Annotated in this window: 20 protein-coding genes; 9 read left to right on the top strand and 11 right to left on the bottom strand. The window is 46.4% G+C overall.

Annotation, left to right across the window (positions count from 1 at the left end; all coding sequences use genetic code 11):
- Positions 1–62 precede the first annotated feature (62 nt).
- The gene (locus tag VP98_RS13840; protein WP_046175991.1) at positions 63–956 is read left to right on the top strand and encodes a manganese catalase family protein; all 894 of its coding nucleotides are present in this window, start codon (positions 63–65) and stop codon (positions 954–956) included.
- A gap of 285 nt (positions 957–1,241) precedes the next feature.
- On the opposite strand, the gene purU is transcribed toward VP98_RS13840, so the two are convergent.
- On the bottom strand, positions 1,242–2,150 hold the full coding sequence (gene purU / locus VP98_RS13835) for a formyltetrahydrofolate deformylase (RefSeq protein WP_046175990.1): 909 nt from the start codon (positions 2,148–2,150) through the stop codon (positions 1,242–1,244).
- 136 nt (positions 2,151–2,286) lie between these two features.
- Between purU and VP98_RS13830 the strand changes: the two genes are divergently transcribed.
- Positions 2,287–3,624, top strand: coding sequence for a sodium-dependent transporter (locus tag VP98_RS13830; protein ID WP_046175989.1), 1,338 nt, complete (start codon positions 2,287–2,289; stop codon positions 3,622–3,624).
- A gap of 225 nt (positions 3,625–3,849) precedes the next feature.
- Positions 3,850–5,229: an NADP-specific glutamate dehydrogenase gene (gdhA, locus tag VP98_RS13825; RefSeq protein ID WP_197076600.1), complete on the top strand. Its 1,380-nt coding sequence runs from the start codon at positions 3,850–3,852 to the stop codon at positions 5,227–5,229.
- Positions 5,230–5,272: 43 nt separating this feature from the next.
- Here the strand turns inward: gdhA and VP98_RS13820 are convergent, their stop codons facing one another.
- The 4 genes from VP98_RS13820 to VP98_RS13805 form a co-directional block, all read right to left on the bottom strand.
- Entirely contained in the window at positions 5,273–6,145 is an 873-nt protein-coding gene (locus VP98_RS13820; RefSeq protein WP_197076599.1) for an SGNH/GDSL hydrolase family protein, read from the bottom strand.
- Between the two features lie 123 nt (positions 6,146–6,268).
- A complete protein-coding gene (dat, locus tag VP98_RS13815) occupies positions 6,269–7,099 on the bottom strand; it encodes a D-amino-acid transaminase (protein ID WP_046175987.1) in 831 nt (276 codons plus the stop codon).
- Between the two features lie 37 nt (positions 7,100–7,136).
- Positions 7,137–8,135 (bottom strand): methyltransferase domain-containing protein, encoded by a 999-nt coding sequence (locus tag VP98_RS13810; RefSeq protein WP_052712249.1) that lies wholly within the window; start codon positions 8,133–8,135, stop codon positions 7,137–7,139.
- Positions 8,132–9,451, bottom strand: a complete 1,320-nt coding sequence (locus tag VP98_RS13805) for an FAD-dependent oxidoreductase (RefSeq protein ID WP_046175985.1) — start codon at positions 9,449–9,451, stop codon at positions 8,132–8,134. Before VP98_RS13805 ends, VP98_RS13810 begins: the two co-directional genes overlap by 4 nt.
- Positions 9,452–9,565: 114 nt before the next feature.
- Between VP98_RS13805 and VP98_RS13800 the strand changes: the two genes are divergently transcribed.
- Together VP98_RS13800 and VP98_RS19125 are read left to right on the top strand one after the other, a co-directional pair.
- The gene (locus tag VP98_RS13800) at positions 9,566–10,033 is read left to right on the top strand and encodes a GyrI-like domain-containing protein (protein WP_046175984.1); all 468 of its coding nucleotides are present in this window, start codon (positions 9,566–9,568) and stop codon (positions 10,031–10,033) included.
- A 70-nt stretch (positions 10,034–10,103) separates the two neighbouring features.
- Positions 10,104–10,259 (top strand): hypothetical protein, encoded by a 156-nt coding sequence (locus VP98_RS19125; protein ID WP_197076598.1) that lies wholly within the window; start codon positions 10,104–10,106, stop codon positions 10,257–10,259.
- A 48-nt stretch (positions 10,260–10,307) separates the two neighbouring features.
- On the opposite strand, the gene VP98_RS13795 is transcribed toward VP98_RS19125, so the two are convergent.
- Positions 10,308–11,114, bottom strand: a complete 807-nt coding sequence (locus VP98_RS13795) for a ZIP family metal transporter (protein ID WP_156151398.1) — start codon at positions 11,112–11,114, stop codon at positions 10,308–10,310.
- Positions 11,115–11,289: 175 nt separating this feature from the next.
- Between VP98_RS13795 and VP98_RS13790 the strand changes: the two genes are divergently transcribed.
- The gene (locus VP98_RS13790; RefSeq protein ID WP_046175982.1) at positions 11,290–12,162 is read left to right on the top strand and encodes a cation diffusion facilitator family transporter; all 873 of its coding nucleotides are present in this window, start codon (positions 11,290–11,292) and stop codon (positions 12,160–12,162) included.
- A gap of 65 nt (positions 12,163–12,227) precedes the next feature.
- Here the strand turns inward: VP98_RS13790 and VP98_RS13785 are convergent, their stop codons facing one another.
- Positions 12,228–12,560, bottom strand: a complete 333-nt coding sequence (locus VP98_RS13785; RefSeq protein WP_046175981.1) for a hypothetical protein — start codon at positions 12,558–12,560, stop codon at positions 12,228–12,230.
- Positions 12,561–12,776: 216 nt separating this feature from the next.
- On the opposite strand from VP98_RS13785, the gene VP98_RS13780 reads away from it, so the two are divergent.
- Both VP98_RS13780 and VP98_RS13775 read left to right on the top strand, forming a co-directional pair.
- Positions 12,777–13,556 carry a Cof-type HAD-IIB family hydrolase gene (locus tag VP98_RS13780; RefSeq protein ID WP_046175980.1) on the top strand — a complete coding sequence of 260 codons (780 nt, stop codon included), beginning with the start codon at positions 12,777–12,779 and terminating at the stop codon, positions 13,554–13,556.
- A gap of 153 nt (positions 13,557–13,709) precedes the next feature.
- Positions 13,710–14,699 carry a sodium:calcium antiporter gene (locus tag VP98_RS13775; protein ID WP_046175979.1) on the top strand — a complete coding sequence of 330 codons (990 nt, stop codon included), beginning with the start codon at positions 13,710–13,712 and terminating at the stop codon, positions 14,697–14,699.
- A gap of 67 nt (positions 14,700–14,766) precedes the next feature.
- Here VP98_RS13775 and VP98_RS13770 read toward each other — a convergent pair whose 3' ends face one another.
- The 4 genes from VP98_RS13770 to fdhD all read right to left on the bottom strand — a co-directional run bounded on the left by VP98_RS13770 (position 14,767) and on the right by fdhD (position 20,318).
- Complete coding sequence (locus VP98_RS13770) at positions 14,767–15,558, bottom strand: formate/nitrite transporter family protein (RefSeq protein ID WP_046175978.1); 792 nt, start codon at positions 15,556–15,558, stop codon at positions 14,767–14,769.
- A 119-nt stretch (positions 15,559–15,677) separates the two neighbouring features.
- Positions 15,678–16,295, bottom strand: a complete 618-nt coding sequence (locus tag VP98_RS13765) for a DUF1641 domain-containing protein (RefSeq protein WP_046175977.1) — start codon at positions 16,293–16,295, stop codon at positions 15,678–15,680.
- Entirely contained in the window at positions 16,288–19,245 is a 2,958-nt protein-coding gene (fdhF, locus tag VP98_RS13760; RefSeq protein ID WP_082087936.1) for a formate dehydrogenase subunit alpha, read from the bottom strand. The genes VP98_RS13765 and fdhF overlap by 8 nt, the downstream gene beginning before the upstream one ends.
- 281 nt (positions 19,246–19,526) lie before the next feature.
- A complete protein-coding gene (gene fdhD / locus VP98_RS13755) occupies positions 19,527–20,318 on the bottom strand; it encodes a formate dehydrogenase accessory sulfurtransferase FdhD (RefSeq protein WP_046175976.1) in 792 nt (263 codons plus the stop codon).
- A gap of 120 nt (positions 20,319–20,438) precedes the next feature.
- Here fdhD and VP98_RS13750 point away from each other — a divergent pair, with 120 nt between their 5' ends.
- On the top strand, positions 20,439–21,311 hold the full coding sequence (locus VP98_RS13750) for an NAD(P)-dependent oxidoreductase (RefSeq protein WP_046175975.1): 873 nt from the start codon (positions 20,439–20,441) through the stop codon (positions 21,309–21,311).
- Positions 21,312–21,320: the final 9 nt, after the last annotated feature.

The following is a 21,320-nucleotide window of genomic DNA, read 5'->3' as shown; positions in this document are numbered from 1 at the left end:
ATAGGCACTTTCCCGTTTCACAATGCATACAGTAAAACGTGGTAAAAAAAGGAGGGCTTTTTATGTTCAAGCGTTTAAACCGGCTTGCCGTGGAACTCCCTATACCCGAATATGGCTGTGCCAACTCGGCGGCTGCCGTACAGGAACTGCTCGGCGGCAAATTCGGTGAGATGTCTACATTAAACAATTACTTGTTTCAGTCATTTAATTTCCGGCAAAAAAAGAAGTTGAAGCCTTTCTACGATCTTATCGCAAGCATTACCGCGGAAGAAGTCGGCCATGTAGAGCTCGTTTCGACAACGATTAACCTGCTTTTAAAAGGTACGACCTTGAATGCCGACCCGGACTGTACGCCGCTGCAAAACGGCTTAAACAAACGAAATACGCATCACTTTATTGTTAGTGCCCAGGCATCGCTGCCAATGGATTCAATGGGCATGCCGTGGAATGGGAATTATGTTTTTTCAAGCGGCAACCTGACCCTTGATCTGCTTCATAACTTCTTTCTTGAAACTGGTGCCCGAACGCATAAAATGCGTGTGTATGAAATGACAGATCATCCGACAGCACGGGAAATGATCGGATATCTGCTTGTCCGCGGCGGTACTCACATGCTGGCATACGCAAAAGCGATTGAAATGATTACCGGTGCGGATGTTACAAAAATGATTCCGACACCTGATGTATCGAACTCTAAATTTGACGCCGCCCGCAAATTTGAAGAACAAGGATTGAATAACGTGCTGTATACATGGAATAGCAACGGCGAGTATGAAGGCATCCGCCAAATTTGGAAAGGTACAAATCCAGAAAATAACGAGCCATTGAAGGTAATTGAAGGAACGCCAAAAGGCGCCCCTATTCCCGACCTGGATGACCTGCCGCAGGAATTCGCCCCTGGTGTAAATCCAGACCATTTTGAATGGGTCGCAAAAAAACTGATGGACCATATGTGACACGCTGTCGAGCTGCTAATCACGCCCATTTCCTTGAGAATTACGCAGATAATCGGGCAAAACATGCCAATAAGAAAAAAAGCCGTTCTAGAAAGAAACGGCTTCAGGCTGTTGACAAACGCTTGCTTTCGGCGTCACTTGCCGGCTGTGGATGCTCATGACCCCCAAAAGGTCACTCCGCTTCCCAGCCGGCGGCGTTCCTGGAAAGACAAACGTTTTCAATCAGCCTGCTTTTTAACTTTGTCTTCACTCTCAAGCCATTCTAGAAAGAAACGGCTTTTTTTCTTATTGGAATACAATCGTTTTGTTTTCGTGAACAATCACGCGGTCTTCTAAATGCCACTTCACCGCACGAGCCAGTACACTCCGTTCAATCAAGCGGCCGATTTTTTTCAAATCCGCTACATGATCGCGGTGATCCACACGCTCAATGTCCTGCTCAATGATTGGACCTTCATCCAGGTCGTTTGTTACATAATGAGATGTGGCGCCAATTAGTTTTACTCCGCGGTTATGCGCCCGTTCATATGGGCGTGCACCGATAAATGCCGGCAGAAAGGAATGGTGAATATTAATAATTTTGTTCGGATACTTCTCGACAAATTCCGGCGTTAAAATCTGCATGTACCGCGCCAGTACAATCACATCAACCTCGTATTTTTCAATAAGGCGCGACTGCTCTTCTTCCACCTGCTTGCGGATGTCTTTATTGGCAGGGATATGATAAAACGGAATACCAAGCGATTCAACCATGCCGCGGGCTTCTTCGTGATTTCCTGCTACAAAAGCAATATCTGTCTGCAAATCCCCGCTTTGCCACTCCCATAAAAGCTCAAGCAGGCAATGTGTTTCCTTGGAAACGAAAATAGCCGTTTTTTTCCGGTCACTGCCATAAGCGAAACGGTATTCCATTTCGAATTTCTTCGCGAGCGCTTCAAAATCCTCTTCCATCTTGCTGCGCTTTTCAGCTAATTCAGCGCAGTCGAATTCCAAACGGATAAAAAACGTCCCGCCTTCCGGATCACTTGTGTATTGGCTTGATTCGATAATATTCGCACCCTGCTCAAATAAAAATTTTGACAGTGCAGCGACAATGCCGGGACCGTCCGGGCATTTTACAAGCAGCCTGCCGCGGTTTTCAAGGCGGCTTTGCCCGTTCTGTATATTTTCATGTGTATTTATGTTTACAGTCATCATGTACACTCCAGTTATTAATTTAATTTTCTTATTATAAACGATTCAATTCGCTTTGAAAATATATTCAGCCGCCGTTTTCAATTCGTGTTATAGTGAAATAATAAAAATTACTTGTAAATAGGAGGCGAATCACGTGGAAAAGAAGCAACAATGGTCGTCTAAACTCGGCTTTATTTTGTCATCAGCCGGAGCAGCAATCGGGCTGGGCGCCATCTGGAAATTCCCGTATGTAACCGGGCAAAGCGGCGGCGGGGCCTTTTTGCTTTTATTTATCCTTTTCACCCTGCTTATCGGGCTGCCTATGCTTATTTCAGAATTTATCATTGGACGTGGTTCCGGCCGCGAAGCCGTAAGCGCCTATAAAAAGTTGGCGCCGGATTCTTTTTGGACCGTAACCGGCAAAATTGGTGTGGCCGGCTGCTTTTTGCTGCTGTCTTTTTACAGCGTTGTTGGCGGCTGGGTGCTTATTTACACTGTCCGCTCCTTGTACGGAGGCATTATTGGCAATGGTGACTCCGGAGCGCTGTTTGGCGCTGTTACAACGAATGCCGGGCTGACAATTGGCGGCCACGCCATTTTTATGCTGATGAATATCATTGTTATTGCAGCCGGCATTCAAAATGGAATCGAGCGTGCCAGCAAGTATATGATGCCCATTTTATTTATTTTCTTTATTGTTTTGGTTATCCGCTCATTGACGCTGGAGGGCGCTATGGAAGGTGTATCCTTCTTCCTGCAGCCGGATTTCTCCAAAATTACCGGCGAAGCCGTTCTTTATGCGCTCGGGCATTCATTCTTTTCACTGGCTGTCGGTTTTTCCTGCATGGTCACCTACAGCTCATATTTAGGCAAAGATGTCAGCATACCGGCATCTGCCGGCTGGGTTTCGGTTATGAACATTTTCGTTTCCTTGCTCGCAGGCCTGGCCATCTTCCCGGCGGTTTTCGCCTTTGGTTTAGAGCCGGCTGAAGGACCTGGACTTTTATTTGTTGTGCTGCCGGCGGTTTTTGCACAAATGCCATTTGGCGAACTGTTTTTGTTTATGTTCCTTTTATTGTTTTTGTTTGCGACACTTACATCATCGTTCAGCCTGCTCGAAATTATTACGTCCGCTTTTACAAAAGGAAAAGAAGCATCACGCAAAAAAACAGCACTTATATCAGGGATAGTGGTTTTCCTCGCCGGTATACCAGCCGCGCTTTCATTCAGCATCCTGGCGGATATTTCCTATTTTGACCGGTCGATCTTTGATTTAACTGATTATCTTGTCAGTAATATTCTGCTCCCGCTCGGCTGTCTGCTGATCGCCCTGTTTATCTCCTGGCGGATGGACAGATCTCTCGTTAAAGAGCAGTTTGAATTAAATGCCCATAGCCTCAGCCCAATTTACAGCTTATGGGTGTCTCTTATGCGCTGGGTTGTTCCGCTGACTATTGCCGTAGTGTTTGTGTATACGATGCTCCAGTTATAAGCAAAATAAAAAGCGTTCACGGCAAATATCCGTGAACGCTTTTTATTTATTTTTATAGTAAACCGGCGTTATGCGGTGTAGAAATCATCATTTTTTAAGCTAAACAGAGAATCCATCTCTTATAGAGATTGTTTCGTTCTATTTAAAGCATTGATGACATCATTTTTTCAGAATATGATATTGTTATCTGAAAATTGTATATTATGCACAAAGGAGACAACAAAGATGACAACAACGAATGTATTGTCTGAAGAAATGAAGACAGCTAAACAATATGTAGATCACGTTTTTGAGATTGTTAAAAAACGCAATCCTGGCGAAACAGAATTTCACCAAGCAGTTCAAGAAATCTTTGAATCATTAACACCGGTTTTCGCAAAATATCCAAAATATATCAAGCAGAATATTTTAGAACGGATGGTTGAGCCGGAGCGTATTATTTCTTTCCGTGTTCCCTGGACGGATGACAATGGCAATGTGCAGGTGAACCGCGGCTTCCGCGTTCAGTTCAGCAGTGCAATCGGCCCTTACAAAGGCGGACTTCGCTTTCACCCTTCTGTAAATGCAAGCATTATTAAATTTCTTGGATTTGAACAAATCTTTAAAAACTCATTGACTGGCCAGCCGATTGGCGGCGGTAAAGGCGGATCTGACTTTGATCCAAAAGGAAAGTCAGACAACGAAGTAATGCGCTTTACTCAAAGCTTTATGACAGAGTTGTATCGTCATATCGGTCCTGATGTAGATGTACCGGCTGGTGATATTGGGGTAGGAGCCCGTGAAATTGGATACATGTTCGGCCAATACAAACGCCTTCGCGGCAGCTATGAAGCAGGGGTTTTAACCGGAAAAGGCATCGCATACGGCGGAAGCCTTGCACGTACGGAAGCAACCGGATTCGGAACCGTTTATTTCGTGGATGAAATGCTTCGCGATAAAGGAAAAACGTTTAAAGGACGCACGGTTGTTGTATCCGGTTCAGGAAATGTATCGATTTATGCCATGCAAAAAGCGACAGAGCTTGGAGCAACCGTTGTGGCTTGCTCGGATTCAGGCGGCTACATTTACGACGAAAATGGAATTAATATCGAGACTGTCAAGCAATTAAAAGAAGTAGAACGCAAACGCATCAGTGAGTATGTAAATTATCATCCGAACGCAACCTATACAGAAGGCTGTGAAGGCATCTGGAGCATCCCGTGTAAAATTGCTCTTCCATGTGCCACTCAAAATGAAATCAATGCAGAATCTGCTCAAATTCTCGTAAACAATGGTGTTAAAGCAGTCGGCGAAGGAGCCAATATGCCTTCAACACTTGAAGCGATTGACATCTTCTTGAAAAATGGCGTGTTATTCGCACCGGCGAAAGCGGCGAATGCAGGCGGCGTGGCAGTTTCTGCGCTTGAAATGGCTCAAAACAGCGCGCGTGTTCCGTGGTCGTTTGAAGAGGTAGATGCGAAGCTGCATGACATTATGAAGAACATCTACAAGCAGTCAAAACAAGCGGCAGCTGAATTTGGCTATGAAGACAACCTTGTTGTCGGCGCAAACATTGCCGGCTTTATAAAAGTTGCCGATGCCATGATTTCACAAGGTGTTGTGTAAAATCCAATCCAAAAAGTGTTCCCGGACATCCGGGAACACTTTTTTATCGTGCAGCAGTATATACTTCTTCTCGCGTGCAGCCTTGAATGGAGGCCGTTTCCCCCTCTGTTTGGGACTCTTCCGGCTCCTGATCTTCTTCCGGCGTATCGGCTGCTTCCTGCTGTCTTATCAGCTTGGAGAGAGACACCGGCGCCGGCAGTTTTTCAAGAACCGAGGCCGGAATTTGCATGCCCGGTGCGTAGACATCCAAAAAGGCATTGGCCATTTCTAAATAGCCGGCTTCATTCGGATGAACATCACCCGGATTCGGCAAAAACTCGACTCCATCAAGCCCAAACCGGTCTGCCACCGGAACAAAAGTGGCGCCTGCTTTTTCAGCTTCCTGCTCAATAATCTCATTCAGCACATCCAGCTGCCTGCTGACAGCCGGCTTGTGCTGGTCAAATACATGCGGATACGGAAAATAGTAGCCCATCGCATATACATTTGCATCTGGATTAAGCTTATTTATTTTTTCCAGCAGAAGCGCGTAATCTTCCCGCACTCCATTCAGCGCAAACGCGGCAGTTACCGCATTAAAGGACAGTATTCCACGATTTGGATCATTTTGAATAAGCGGCAGCAAATCGTTGGCGCCGGCCGAAATGGTAATTAAATCAGCTGATTGAATTGCTTTCTGCCCGGCTTCGCTCTCTACCTGCCCAATAACCTTCTCTACGGTATAGCCGGGCACGGAAAGCTGCTTGGAATAAGCGTCAGGCTGCAGTGCAAGGGCCAGCATATCTGCGTAGCCCGCGCCTATTTCCCTGTTCGGTGTCTGGCCGGCCGCCAGCGAGTCTCCAATCGCCGTGTAATTCATGGCGGATGCCTGCGCCGGGAGCAGCATACTGTTTATAAGCAAAATGCATATAAGCATGTTTCGTTTCATCCTAAACGCCACTTCCTTTGATAAGTCTTCTTCTTATTGTATCAAAAGAAGCAGTGTTTACGCTTGAATGAACCGCTCTATGCTTCCTTCATTTTATAGGATGGGTGCTTTTTAAACACGCTTCATAAATGCTTCATAAATTTTCTTAGTTACAGCACCTGGCTTGCCGCTGCCGATCACTTGATCATCGGCGGAAGTAACCGGCACAATTTCAATTCCTGTACTTGTTAAAAAAACTTCCTCTGCTTCGAAAACCGCTTCCGGCGCAAATTCTTTTTCTTCCACAGAAATACCGAGCTCCGCTGCGATATCAAGAACAGCGATTCGAGTAATGCCGTGTAAAATATGCTTCGTTGCCGGCGGCGTAACGAGGGTTCCGTCTTTCACCAGGAAGATATTTGAGCTGGAGCCTTCTGTAACAATGCCATCGCGGACAAGAACCGCTTCAAAAGCACCTGCTTCAAAAGCTTCTTGTTTAGCGAGAAGATTTGGCAGCAGATTCAGCGTTTTAATCCAGCAGTTTTGCCATCTCTCATCCGGCAGCAACTTCACTTTTGCTCCTTGCTCACGCAGTGTTTCATCCATTGCCCGGAATGGCTTTACCGTCATGGAAATAGATGCCGGAACGTTCGGAAACAAATGATTACGAGGAGCAATCCCACGGGTCGCCTGCATGTAAACATCACAGTCGGATAAACCGCTTCGCTCTATTAGATCGTCTACAATCGCCTGGATTTCTTCAGGCGTATGGCTAAGATTCAGCTTGATCGCTTCAGCGCTTTTAAAAAACCGTTCCATATGTTCTTTCATCATAAAAGCCCGGCCGCCATAAACACGGATATATTCATAAACGCCGTCTCCGAACTGATGCCCGCGCTCGTCAATCGGCAGTACCGGATCGCCCGGATTGATTATTTTCCCATTTAAATAACCAATTGACATACTCCTGCCTCCCTTCGGTTATTTACCCTCATTATACTCATTTTTTCGAAAAACTCATACAATACCAGCTTCCTTCCCGAACAACGGTTTTAACATCCTTCAGTTTAAAGCCCGCCGCCTCTGCATCGCGGATCAGCTCTTCTTTTCTTGGGAGCGGATATAAATTTTCATGTGCCTCCATAAACGAATTAAACGCGGCTGAAAAACGCCGGCCTCCTTTTTCCAAATAAAGCGGTGTAACAATAATAACCGTTCCCTTTTTACGGACAAGCTCCGCGACGCGGCTGAACAGTGATTCCCGGGCATCCGGCGAGTAATAATGAAGAAGGTTGTTCATCATCACTACATCAAACAAGCCGCCTGGCACATCCCAGGTGTTAATATCCGCATAATAAAATTTCACTTTTTCATCTAACTGTTTTTTCACTGCTTTTTCACGTGCTTCCTCAATACAGTCCCTGCTTATATCTACACCGACGAACGTGCCGCGATTCATTTTTTTAGCCAATTTCATTAAATAACCGCCCGTTCCGCAGCCAATATCAAGCACCCAGTTTGGTTTTTGTGCGTTTATTTCTGCTAACACATGGCCAAACGCTCTTTTTTCAATTAACGCGGAGGTTGCAGCAACCGTTTTGCCAAAGTCATCTTCTTTGAACCGCCCTCTTTGATTGGATTCCATCATCTCTGGATAGTTCATAAGCGCTGGCATGTGCATCTCGAACAGCTCTTTTAACAGCTCGCCCACCGTATCATCACTTTTTTGCGAAAAAAACTTAAGCATTTTCTTTGAAGGAACCAGCCTGTCTCCCTCTTCTTTTAAATGACCAAGGACAACTCCTGTATCTGCCCATGAACGCAGCAGGTCTTCTGTATATCCATATTCATCAGCCAGCGATTGAAGTGTCGCACCGCCGGAGAGCTTTTCAAATAAGTCAAGCCGGTAGCCGACATACGCATGCCATGTTGGCAAGAATGGTTCATTTCGTTTCAGCCAGCTGCGGGCTTCCCATATTTTCCGGTACTCTGCAATCATTTCCATTCCTCCTCATTTATCCACGGATAATCATCATGCTTTTTATATTGATGCTCCGTGCCGTTCACTTTCGGCAAAATACGGCCGGGCAAAAGTCCAATTTGCACGAATCGGTCGAGCAATGTGTCCTTCCACATTCCCAGGCCTGAAATATTCAGCATATGCTTGTAATGAAGCGTCGGGACATGTTCAATCCGTTTTAATACGTGCGACCTTATATTCGGCCATGGCCCCTGCCAGTACGAATAAGCCAGAGCGGACAAGTGTGAGAGTGAAGACAAAAATTCAGCCCGCGGCTTGCGGACCCGCTCATACTCGGTTAATTGCCCTGTGTCCAGGTTACTGTCTTTATACATATGGGAGAGCATCTCACCAAGTGTACAGGCATCTTGAATCGCTAAATTCATGCCTTCACCAGCCATTGGGTGAACGGTATGCACAGCATCGCCGATAAGTGCGCAATTTCCTTTTATGTACCGATCTGCATTATGGCGAGTCGGCACCATAAGCTGAATATCTTTCCACGTTGTAATTTCCTGCACATACCCGTCAAGCTCCGGCTTTAAGCTTGTGTAGCAGCGGTAAAAGGACTCAAGCCCTGCTCGTTTCATTTCCTTGTATTCTTCTTTTTTAATGAGCAGTACAGTGCGCACCTTCGAATTCGGGAGCGGAAACAGCCCTAAAAAGTAATGCCCCCGCACAAGCATCTCTCCTTCCGTTAAATGGGCAGGGCGCGGGAACGTGACGGTAAGAAAATAATGATTATACTCTGTTTCTTTTAATGTAATGCCAAGACTGTTTCGAATTGGGGATATCCGGCCTTCCGCACCGACAAAAAAATCTGCTTGAATTTCCAGGTCTCCCTGTTCTTTATGAGCGACAAGCGCTGTTTTTTTAATATCGGCAGCTTCTTGAAAGCCCGTAAATTTTGCCGGGTTTAAAAAATGAAAGTGGGAGTACTGTTCCGCCCGCTTCCGGATAATGTCTTTCAGCTCTTCATGGGGAACCATGAGCGCTTTATTAAATTGATGGTTGATTACATCGTAGCGGTATTCAATTTTCTTCATGACCCGGTCCCTGTCATATTCTGTAATCGAGGTAGTATGGATAGGAAACCCCGAGGCGCTCACTTCTTCATACAGCCCTAGCTGGTTCATCATTTCCAGACTTTTGGGCTGCAGCAGCTCCCCTTTGTACTTGACGGAAGGCTTTGGGTCTTTTTCGGCCACGATTACATCAATGCTGCTGCGTGCAAGTATCAGCCCTAGCAGGAGGCCGGAAATGCCGCCGCCTGAAATAAACACATTTGTTTTCACAAGGATCCCTCCCTGTACAACTTTTGTTCATTCTTTTTACAACTTCTATTCCCTGACCGGACGGTGTGAAAACACGGGAAAAAGGGAAAAGAGAAGGAAAAAGGAGCTGAGCACATGAATCCGAAACTCGTAGATGTTCGTGCCGTCACAGTTGTGGGGTATGAAATGAGCGGCACACAAAAAGAAATCGAAGCGATGCGTCCTGAATGGAAAAAGCGTTTTTTAGAAGCAGCCAGCCAGATTCCCGGACAGACTGACGGATACTTAATGGACATTTGCCTTAAACGAAGCGGCCAGCTGTATACTCATTGCATTGCGATGGAAGTGAATCATATCGATATTATTCCTTCTGGCATGTCAAGTCTGACGGTTCCTGCCGGTTCATATGTGCTGCTTGAATTCTCAGGAGAATCAAAGGATGTAAAATACGGCTTTCGCTCTATTTTGTCGTGGGCCCGCGAGCACAAGATCCGTCTTGACGCCAATGAATTTCGGATTCATGTAACTGTAAGCGATATCGAGCATCAGCTATACTGGCGGCTTGCAGATAAAAAAAGCGAAGCGATTGAAGAAGCTGTTTAAAAAATATGTAAGGGTTTCTAACATAAAAAAAGACATCCCTTATTTGTTCTTTCATAATGGAAGTACCTGCATGAAGAAACCTGAACGGATAAGGGAGGAACAGCCAGTGATAGATGAACTTGCGGAACAAAAACCTTCTATTTATTTACCCGGCTTCAGTCTCATTTTCTTTTACGAGCTTCAAACTGCCTTTATCCCCCAAAAAGCAGCCTCGATTTTACATTGAGGCTGCTTTTTGTGTCTGTAGATTCTTTGCTTTCATGTTATACCTCTATTATCCAAGGGCAACATCAAGCACCATCATCAGTGCAAAGCCTACCATAACGCCTGCCGTGGCAAGGTCCGTGTGATGGGAGGTTTGGGATTCCGGGATTAATTCTTCTACCACCACGAAAATCATGGCTCCCGCCGCGAACGCAAGAGCATACGGCAGAATTGGCTGGATAAACAGGACAGCCGCTGCACCGACGACAGCTGCAATCGGTTCAACAATTGCGGACAGCTGCCCGTAGTTAAACGCTTTTGCCCGCGACATTCCTTCTCCCCGCAATGGAACAGAAACAGCTGCCCCCTCCGGCATATTTTGAATACCGATCCCAAATGCCAGCGCCAGTGCTGCTGCAACGGTTGCCCCGTTCATGTCCAGCGCCGCCGCTCCAAAGGCAACCCCGATGGCCAGTCCTTCCGGAATATTGTGAAGCGTAATGGCCAAGAATAAGAGCGTGGTTTTTTGCATTTTTGTAGACGGGCCTTCCCCTTTTTCCCTTCCAATATGTACATGCGGAACAACGACGTCAAGCAGGCGTATAAACACGCCCCCTAGCAAAAAGCCGATTACCGGCGGCAGCCAGGCAATCTGCCCATTTTCTTCACTGAATTGGATTGCCGGAGCCAGCAGCGACCAAAACGAGGCAGCGATCATAACTCCTGCCGCAAATCCCAGCATCATTTTCATTAACGATTCTTTTATATGACGAAAGAAAAAAACAATTGCTGCACCAAGCGCTGTCATGCCCCAGCTGATCAAACCGCCAATCAGGGCCTGCAGCGCAGGGTGCAGACTGCTGAATGTATCCATCATCTTCACCACCTATCTTTTCTCTTCCCCGTTTTTTTAGATTCGACTCCTTTTTTGTCGAAAGAAATAACTTTAGCGCGGGGGCAACTTGTTAAGACAATGGCAATCATGTTGCCGTAGACCCACCCGGATACGGGCTGGTATAGTAAAAACACTAACTTTCTTGGAGGAAATACAGGTGGAAACAGCATATGAGGATTTAAAAAAAGGAGAACGCGGCGCCTGGATCAGCATCATCGCCTACTTATTCCTTTCAACATTAAAATTGACCATCGGCTGGCTGGGTGCTTCGGCAGCACTGCGAGCTGACGGCTTAAATAATTCAACCGATATTATTGCTTCCGTGGCCATTTTGATCGGTTTAAAAATTGCCCGTAAGCCGCCGGATGAAAATCACCGCTATGGACATTTTCGTGCGGAGACAGTTGCTTCTCTTCTCGCTGCTTTTATCATGACCTCAGTGGCCATCCAGGTGCTGATTTCAGCCGGAACCTCCCTCTTTCAGGCTGAACATGAAACACCCGACATGATGACCGCCTGGACTGCACTTGCGGCTGCAGCCATTATGTACGGTGTATATATGTACAATTCGCGCCTTGCCAAAAAAATTAACAGCTCCTCCATTATGGCAGCTGCTCAGGACAACCGTTCCGATGCGCTAGTCAGCATTGGTGCCTTCGTTGGAATTATCGGATCGAGGCTGGGATTGGGCTGGCTTGATACACTCACTGCTTTTATTGTCGGCGTTGTTATTTTAAAAACCGCCTGGGACATTTTTTCTGACGCGGCGCTCACGTTAACAGATGCCTATGACCTCGATAAGCTGAAAGGCATGCAAAAAACAGTGGAAAAAGTGCCTGGTGTTCGCGGAGTACCAAGTATTAAAGCCCGATCGCACGGCAATGTGACATTTGTTGATGTTGTGCTTCTGGTAGATCCAGATTTAAACGTTATTGAAAGCCATGATATCACTGAATATGTTGAAGAAGCCTTGCTGCAGGAACACGATATCCATATTACCCATGTTCACATTGAACCCGACGGCCGCTGAACAGCGGGCCGTTTTTTACTTTTAGCGTATAAAAAAAACGGACGCTTCTCAAAAGCATGCCGTGTTTAAGAGTGCTTAAACTCCTTTAATACTTTTCTTGTTTCATTCACGTATTTTATCAGCCGGTAAGGCTTGCTGATCATCCTGAGCGGCATACCGGAGACAAACCTGCTTAAGTCCTGCTTGTATTCCTGTGTCACCCGGGACGGTTTTGTCGCAATTCGATTATATATTTCCTCATACAATTCTTTTTTCGCATTAATTTTCATGCCGGTCACTCGATGGCATCCTTCACATTTAATGCTTTGAATACTATTGTTTACGTATACAACCCGGTGGATTGTTTCATCGTGACAGCGCGTGCAATAAAGGCCGGCTTTCATTTCAGAAATTTTCATTAAGCCCCACTCCTTCACACCTATTTCCCTGCTTCTTCTCTAGTATATGCCTCCTGCAGGCCGGATAAACATTGCTGCTTCTTTTGGCGGCACACCGGGGACCATATGACGCAGGAGTCAACAGATCATTAAAACCGCTTACACAATGTTTCAATTGTTCAATGATCTGGCATTTGCTAGTATAGAAAGGAATAATAAAACGTGAAGGGGATTTGTATGAGCCAAAAAATCGTTTTCTTTGATATAGACGGCACTTTGTACGACCATGATAAACAGCTGCCAGCTTCTACCCGCCAGGCGGTTCAGGAGCTGCAGGAACGCGGGCATGAAGTGGCTATTGCGACTGGCCGCGCACCATTTATGTTTGAGGGCCTGCGTAAAGAATTAGGGATCGAAACATTCGTCAGCTATAACGGGCAATATGTTGTATTCAAAGGAAAGCCGCTCTACCGTAATCCGCTTAATAAAGAAGCGCTGCTCCGTTTAACCGACGTGGCTGTTGAACACAATCATCCGGTCGTGTTCATGGATCATGAAGACATGAAAGCCAATACGCCGGAACATGAATATGTAACAGCGGGCATCGATTCATTGAAAATTAATTACTTCCCGGGCCATGATCCATCCTACCACGAGGGGCGTGATTTGTATCAGTCTCTCCTATTCTGCCAGGACCCCGAAGATAAAGAGTACGAAAAGCAGTTCCCTGAATTTGACTTTGTCCGCTGGCACCCGGTGTCAGTCGATATTGTTCCGGCAGGCGGTTCAAAAGCAAAAGGCATCCAGAAGATTATTGACCAGCTCGGCATTTCCCCGGAAAACATTTACGCATTCGGCGATGGCCTGAATGATGTGGAAATGCTTAAGACAGTTGTAAACAGTGTGGCAATGGGCAATGGCCATGAAGAAGCCAAAAGTGCCGCAAAGCATGTAACAACGAATGTCGATGAAGACGGCATTTTAAATGGCTTGAAAATGGTCGGCCTGCTTGACTAACCAGTAAATAGTACAGACAGCCATGACCTTCATGGCTGTCTTTTTTGATGTTCCGCTTTTTTCTCTGCCAGGGAATGAATACGGGATTGCGCTTATAGAATGAATGGTACAAGCTATTATTTTATTCTGGCAGCATGGAGGAGGCTTATCATCATGCTTTTTGTTCTTTTTACCCTTTTTTTCACGGCCGCTGTTTCCACCATTCTGGCTGCGATTGCGCTTTCCCGTTATGCAGACGAGCTAAGTGGGAAAACATCTCTTGGCGGCCTGCTCGTCGGTACTGTTTTTCTGGCTGGTGCCACTTCGCTGCCTGAAGTCACAACCAGTCTTTCTGCCGTTTTTATTGGGAATCCGGATATTGCCATCGGGAATATGATTGGGTCAAATATGTTTAATCTTTTTATTATTGCCTGCTTTGACGTATGGTACCGAAAAATTCGCCTGTATCAGTCCGTCAGCAGCGAACACAAGTATACGGCCGGACTTGGCCTGCTTCTGTCCCTTATGCTTCTTTTGGCTCTTACAAGACAGTCAGCTTATACGGTTTACGGAATAGGTAGTGACACATTATTTATTGCTTTTGCTTGTATACTCGGCATGTACATCGTCAGCAGAATTTCTCACCCCGAAACATTAGAAACAAATCAGGAGCCGGCTGGCAGTCTGAATGCATTTTCGCTAAAGAAAACCATTACAGCTTTTGCACTGATGGCTGTTGTTATAACGGGTGCCGGCTCGATGCTTTCTTTCACCGGTGACGAGATTGCCCGAGTAACAGGAATAGACGCAAGCTTTGTTGGCAGCTTTTTATTAGCAGCCACTACCTCCATGCCTGAAGCAATTGCTGTCCTTGTGGCTCTCCGCCTGAAAAACGTCAATCTGGCTCTCGGATCGATACTCGGAAGCAATGTTTTTAATATTCTTATCTTAACCGGGTCCGATGTTTTTTACCGGCAAGGACCTATTCTATCCGAAGTATCGCCTATTCTCCAAAGTACCTCAGCCTCTACGGCCATTTTGTCATCCCTTCTGCTGCTGGCCCTGTTGCGAAGAAAAAGAATGCCTGCTTTTCGCTATTTAATTCCATCCATCCTCATTATTGTCCTGTATCTGTACTTTTCCTATTTCAGCTTCGTCAGCTAAAGAAAAAAGGGCCTCGAGCCAGACAAAATGGCTTAAAGACCCTTTATCTTTCTACCAATCTCGTAATCTATTTGCTGTCCGGCGCATCTGAATGTTTCCTTATATACGAAGTCCAGTAGATAAGAGCAACAAAAACAGCGCCGCCCACCGCGTTTCCTAAATAAACTGGGATAAAGTTTTGAATGTAGTCACCCCATGTCAGCTCTCCGGCAAAAATCGCGGCTGGAATAACAAACATATTGGCGACAACGTGCTGAAAGCCAATCGCGACAAATCCCATAATGGGAAACCAAATAGCTAAAATTTTTCCGCTTATGTCATCAGCACCATAAGCCAGCCAGACAGCCAGCCCAACAAGCCAGTTACAGCCGATGCCAGAGAAGAATGCCGGCCAAAAATCCGTATCTACCTTGGCCTGTGCCGTTAAAACGGTTTTATCCAAATAAGGGCCGGTTTCAGTCAGCCCGACAAGATGTCCAAACACATAGGCAACAAAAAGAGCGCCGATAAAATTACTGATAGTAATCCAAAACCAGTTGTTCAGCAGTCCCCGAATGGTCACTCTTTTAGCCAGAAATGCCATCGGAAGTGCCATCATATTGCCGGTCAGCAGCTCTCCGCCGGCGACAATAATCAAAATGAGGCCAAGCGGAAAAACCGCTGCGCCTAAAAAAGAAGCGAATGAGCCCCACTCATGGGGAACATCTGCCGATACCCGGATTGCGAGAAGATAGCCGATTGCGATAAAAGCGCCGCCCAAAAAACCCAGGATAAGCATGCTTAGAAGGGGAAGCTTTGCTTTATTGCTGCCTGCTTCTATGGCAACATGTGCGATTTCCTTGGGAGAATAATATGCCAATGGAAGCCCTCCTGATCTTTGAAAATAGGTTAATGTCTTACATTGATAATCCATTTCGCCGTTCAAAAGAAGAGGCGCTTCAAAAGCTTTTTTCTTTTAAAAGCGCCTCTTTTACACTTTTACTGGTGGTGCATCATTTCATATTGAGCAGATTCTTTTTTGCTGAACTGAGTCGAGAGCAGCGCTGCTCCTGCAAGTGACAGGCCTGCTGCCAGCAGCCAGTTCTTCCTGCTTTTTTGTTCTTTCTCAGCAGCCGCAGCCGGAAGCTTCGGCTTTTCAATGCCCATTCCACTTAGGAAAGACAAAAGAAACGCCATTGCTTTTTTTGTTTCCGGTGCTGCCAGAGTTCGAAGCATTGACCCGTAGCTGGCTTCCTTGTTTTCAGATTGAACAGCCCCGTGCAGGCCGCCGTTTATTTTCTCGATAAATGGATTCATATCTTCAATATTGACTTTTCCAAGTGCGCCCAGCATAAGCAGCGTATTTTTAATAATCTTAGCGACTTCCGGCTTGTCCGTTGCTTTTACAAGAACATCAAGTACTTCATCGCCTTTATCGAATAACCCGGTGACAACATCCAGGCCGCTTCGGCTTTGAATTTTATCGAGCATATGAAGGAAATCCTTTATGACCTCTTTATGTTCAACCAGCATAGTTTCCAGCTCTTCAAGATCCCGTCGGCGCTGCTCTTCTTCACTCAATTCCAGATGGTGAATCTTCGTAATTGCTTTAGCCACGCTTGGACACTCCCTTCGTTAACAAGTCGCCCGGGAACACGTAATCCGGCCGTGCCCATTTTTTCTCAACCTGCACACCGATCTGCGGCTGCGGGTTGCCGTTTCGGTGATTGATTCTTGGCAGCGGGCTTTCCCCTTTGCCTGACAGGATTTCCATTTTCGCGCTGATTTCTTTGTAAGCAGGCGTATCTGTGTCCTTGTCCGCTTCACTGCTCGTTAAGTAGTTGATCGCCCCTTCTCCCTGGCTGTTCATCGGCAGATAAACTTCCTTGCCTTTGACCCGGTCAGTGACAAGACATTTTACTTTCACACTTCCATACGGAGACGTCAGCCGTACAAGAGTACCATCTTCAAGACCCCGCTCAGCCGCAAGCTCCGGTGACACTTCCAGGAAGACCTCTGGAGTTTTTGAGGAAATACCGGCGGACTTGTACGTCATATTGCCTTCATGGAAATGTTCAAGAAGCCGGCCGTTGTTCACATGCAGGTCATACTCCTCTTCATATTGAAGCGGCTTCGTCCACTCAACCGGGTAAAGACGCGCCTTGCCGTCCGGAAACGGGAACATTGACTTAAAGAGGAGCGGTGAATCCGTTCCGTCTTCTGCCACCGGCCACTGCAGGCTGTTGTAGCCTTCCAGCCGTTCATAGGTTACCCCTGAGTAAAGCGGCATGAGGCTTGCGGCTTCTGCCATAATTTCACCCGGGTGGCTGTACTCCCAGCCGGCGCCAAGACGGTTGGCCACTTCCATAATAATCTGCCAGTCCGGCTTGGAATCGCCCATCGGCTCAAACACCTGGTACAGGCGCTGAATACGGCGCTCTGTATTTGTGAATGTTCCTTCTTTTTCAAACGATGGAGAAGCCGGCAGCACTACATCGGCGAATTGGGCTGTTTTTGACAAGAAAATATCCTGTACCACAAAGAAATCAAGCTTTTCAAAGGCAGAATGGACGTAATTCAAATTTGAATCGACAAGACCCATATCTTCGCCTTTTAAATACATCACTTTTACATCGCCTGCATGAATGCCTGATACCATTTCATGGTTATTCAAGCCCGGCTCTGCTGGAAGCTTTGTCCCCCAGGTTTTTTCATACTTGGCACGGACAGCATCATCCGTTACATGCTGATAGCCCGGGAAACGGTCCGGCATGCTGCCAAAATCACTTGCGCCCTGTACATTATTGTGGCCGCGCAGTGGATAGCTTCCGGCACCCGGTTTTCCATAGTTGCCGGTAATTAAAAGCAAATTGGAAATGGCAGTGCTTGTGTCACTTCCGCCCAGATGCTGGGTAACACCCATTGCCCACAGGATACATGTTGATTTTGTATTGTGAATCGTTTCGGCAATAGTGATTAGATCCTGTTTTGAAATGCCGGTTACCTGCTCTGCGTATTCCATTGTGTAAGGCTCAAGGCTTGCAATATATTCATCGATGCCGTTAACCCGTTTTTGAAGGAATTCTTCGTCCGCCCAGCCCTGGTCCACAATATATTTCGTGACCGCTGACAGCCAGACAAGATCCGTACCGGCTTTTGGCTGAATGAATAGGTCAGAGCGGTCAGCCATTTCATTTTTGCGCAAGTCAGCAACAATTAGCTTTTGGCCAAATAATTTATGCGACCGCTTGACTCGTGTAGCGAGAACGGGATGCGATTCCGCACTGTTGGCTCCGACAATCATGACAAGTCCCGCCTGCTCGATATCCGTAATGGAGCCGGAGTCGCCACCGTAGCCGACCGTGCGGAACAGCCCGACCGTTGCCGGTGTCTGGCAATAGCGCGAGCAGTTATCGACGTTGTTTGTACCGATTATGCCGCGGGCCAGCTTTTGCATTAAATATGATTCTTCATTCGTGCATTTAGAAGATGTAATAAAAGCCATTGAATCCGGTCCGTACGTATCTTTCGCTTCTTTGAATTTTGTTTCGATTAACGAAAGAGCTTCGTCCCATTCTGCTTCGCGGAACGCATCGCCTTCACGGATTAATGGTTTGGTCAGGCGTTCTTCGCTGTTCACAAAGTCCCAGCCAAACTTCCCTTTTACGCAAGTGGAAATGCCATTGGCCGGAGCCTCTACCTGGGGTTCTACTTTTAAAATATGCCGGTCTTTGGTCCAAACATCAAAGCTGCAGCCGACACCGCAATACGTACAGACCGTTTTTGTTTTCTTGATGCGTGTCTGCCGCATGGCCGCTTCTGCATCCGAAATCGGCATGATTGAACTAAAGCCCGTTTCAGCATTTTTTGTTAATTCAATCATTGACTGTAACGTATCCTGTTTGATGCCTGTTAAAAAGCCGGCTTCTCCCACCATGCCTTTTTCCATCATGGCATTACATGGGCACACCGTTGAACAATGGCCGCAAGATACGCATGAAGACTCATTGATTGGACGGTCGTCGTCCCATACAACCCGGGGACGCTCCAAGCTCCAGTCAATGGATAACGTTTCTGTTACCTGCAGGTCCTGGCACGCTTCTACGCAGCGTCCGCATAAAATACACTGGTCGGGGTCATAACGGTAAAAAGGGTTCGAAAAATCTTTTTCATAAGGCTTTTCTTCAAATGGCTCGCTCTGATGTTCAATTTTCATTTGCTTGACCGTGTTATGTACTTCACAGCGGCCATTGTTGTAGTCACAAACTGTGCAATATAAATCATGATTGTGCAAAATCCGGTCCATCGCAATGTTTTGAACACGTTTGACTTCACCAGAAGCAGTGTTAATCTCGTCGCCATCCTGAATCGGTGTAGAGCATGACCGGACAAATTCCCCGTTCACCTCCACCAGACAGGTGTCACACGTTTCAATTGCCCCGAGTGATGGATGGTAGCATACGCTCGGAATATCAATCGCCTGCTCCTTCAGCGCCTGCATCACCGATACATCGCCTGGAATGCTCATGTTTTGCCCATTCACTTTAATCCCCACGTATTCCGTCAACGCCAAAACTCCTCTCTCTTTCTCAATTAATCTTCTAAATATAGCTTTCCCGGTAAATACTCTTTTCCCATACCCTCTTCTTTCTTTTAAAAAACAAAAAAAGGACAGTATTCCAAAAGCTTGTTAATCCAGGCTTTTGGAATACTGTCTACGGCTTCTGCGTGAAAAACAGAAAAGCTGAGCACCATTAGTATCATGATAAAAAGAAAGCAGGCCATGTTTTCTCTTCATCTTTCTTACCGTTTACTGTAAGCGCTATCTATTTTATCAGAGTAACAGTTCTAAGGCAATATAATCCTTTCCGGCACCGTGTAAATATTCATGGAGCCATTGCGGATAAACCCGACTGTCGTAATGCCAAGCTCTTCGGCAGACTGAAGAGCAAACTCCGTCGGCGCAGATTTCGAAAGAACAATTTCACAGCCAATTTTGGCTGCCTTCAGCAAAATTTCCGAGGAAATACGCCCGCTGAATACGAGAATTTTCCCTTTTGTGGACAGGCCGTTTTTTAAGCAGTAGCCATACAGCTTATCAAGCGCATTATGACGGCCAATATCCATCCGGCTCAGGAGGATGCCCGACTCATCTCCTAAAGAAGCATTATGGACACCGCCAGTTTCCTTGAACATTTTCGCTTCATTCTGCATCGTTTTCATTAGTGAAAAACAGAGCTCCGGCTTTACCCGAATATGAATATCATGCATTTTTTTGGCTGTCAGGGCATCGTTCGCAAACACAAATCCCTGCCGGCTCATCCCGCAGCAGGAGGTTATATACCGCTTGTTTTGCAGTTTTTCAAAAAAAGGATTAATGCGCGAAAGCTCAACGTGGGCAAAGCCTTCGTCGTCAATCCGGAGATAGCGGATATCCTCATACCGGCGGATAACACCTTCTGAAGCCAGATAGCCAATCACCATGTCTTCTATGTATTCCGGCGTGCAGACCATCGTAACGAATTCTTCCCCATTGATTTTAACGGTTACCGGCTGTTCAGTCACAATAATATCTGTTACCCGGCCGGCTCTTCCATTTTCAAAACGGAGCACCGTTCTTTTTGCCTGGACCTCTTTCATTTGTGCTCCTCCTTTTATTCATTATCTGCATTGTACCACCCCCAGCCAAATCTAAAACAACCATCTAGAATTTTTTGGTACAATAAAACAGCAAGCAACTTTTGGAAGGAGCGGATACATATGAGCAAAACAATTGGATTTATTGGAACAGGCGTAATGGGAAAAAGCATGGCCGGCCACTTAATGAATGCAGGCTTCCCAGTTGTCGTTTATAACCGGACAAAAGCGCGGGCCGAAGATTTGCTTGCAGCAGGTGCGGTCTGGAAAGAAACCCCTGCAGCCGTCGCACAGGCAGCAGACGTGATGATTACAATCGTCGGCTATCCAAAAGATGTTGAAGCCGTTTATCTTGGGGAAGACGGCATTCTGGCAAATGCCAAACCGGGTTCTTATGCGATTGACATGACGACTTCAAGCCCCATTTTAGCCGAAAGATTATACGAAGAAGGAAAAAAGAAGAATATCCATGTGCTGGATGCGCCTGTTTCAGGCGGTGATATCGGAGCCAAAAACGGCACGCTTACCATTATGGCCGGCGGTGACAGGGCCGATTTTGAGGCGGTTAAGCCGATTTTAGAAGCAATGGGACAAAACATTATTCTTCAGGGAAAAGCCGGCGCCGGCCAGCATACAAAAATGTGCAACCAGATAGCTATTGCCTCCAATATGATGGGGGTGGCAGAGGCGATGGTTTATGCGGAAAAAGCAGGTCTTGATCCGGAACAGGTACTCGGCAGCATTGGCAGCGGGGCAGCGGGCAGCTGGTCACTCTCAAACCTGGCACCGCGTATGATTAAAGGGGATTTTGAACCTGGTTTTTACATCAAACACTTTATTAAAGACATGGGCATTGCCATTGAATCAGCCCGGGCAATGGGTATGAACACACCCGGCCTGGCCCTTGCCAGCTCCCTTTACGACAAGCTTTCTGAGCAGGGTCATGACGATAAAGGAACACAGGCCATTTACCTGCTGTTAAAAGGAGAAAGCTGAGACAAAAAG

The sequence above is a fragment of the Domibacillus indicus genome (genome assembly GCF_000970685.1).
GTDB classification, from domain to species: domain Bacteria; phylum Bacillota; class Bacilli; order Bacillales; family Domibacillaceae; genus Domibacillus; species Domibacillus indicus.
The sequence above is the reverse complement of the archived record's forward strand: the minus strand, read 5'-3'. Positions and strand labels throughout refer to the sequence as shown.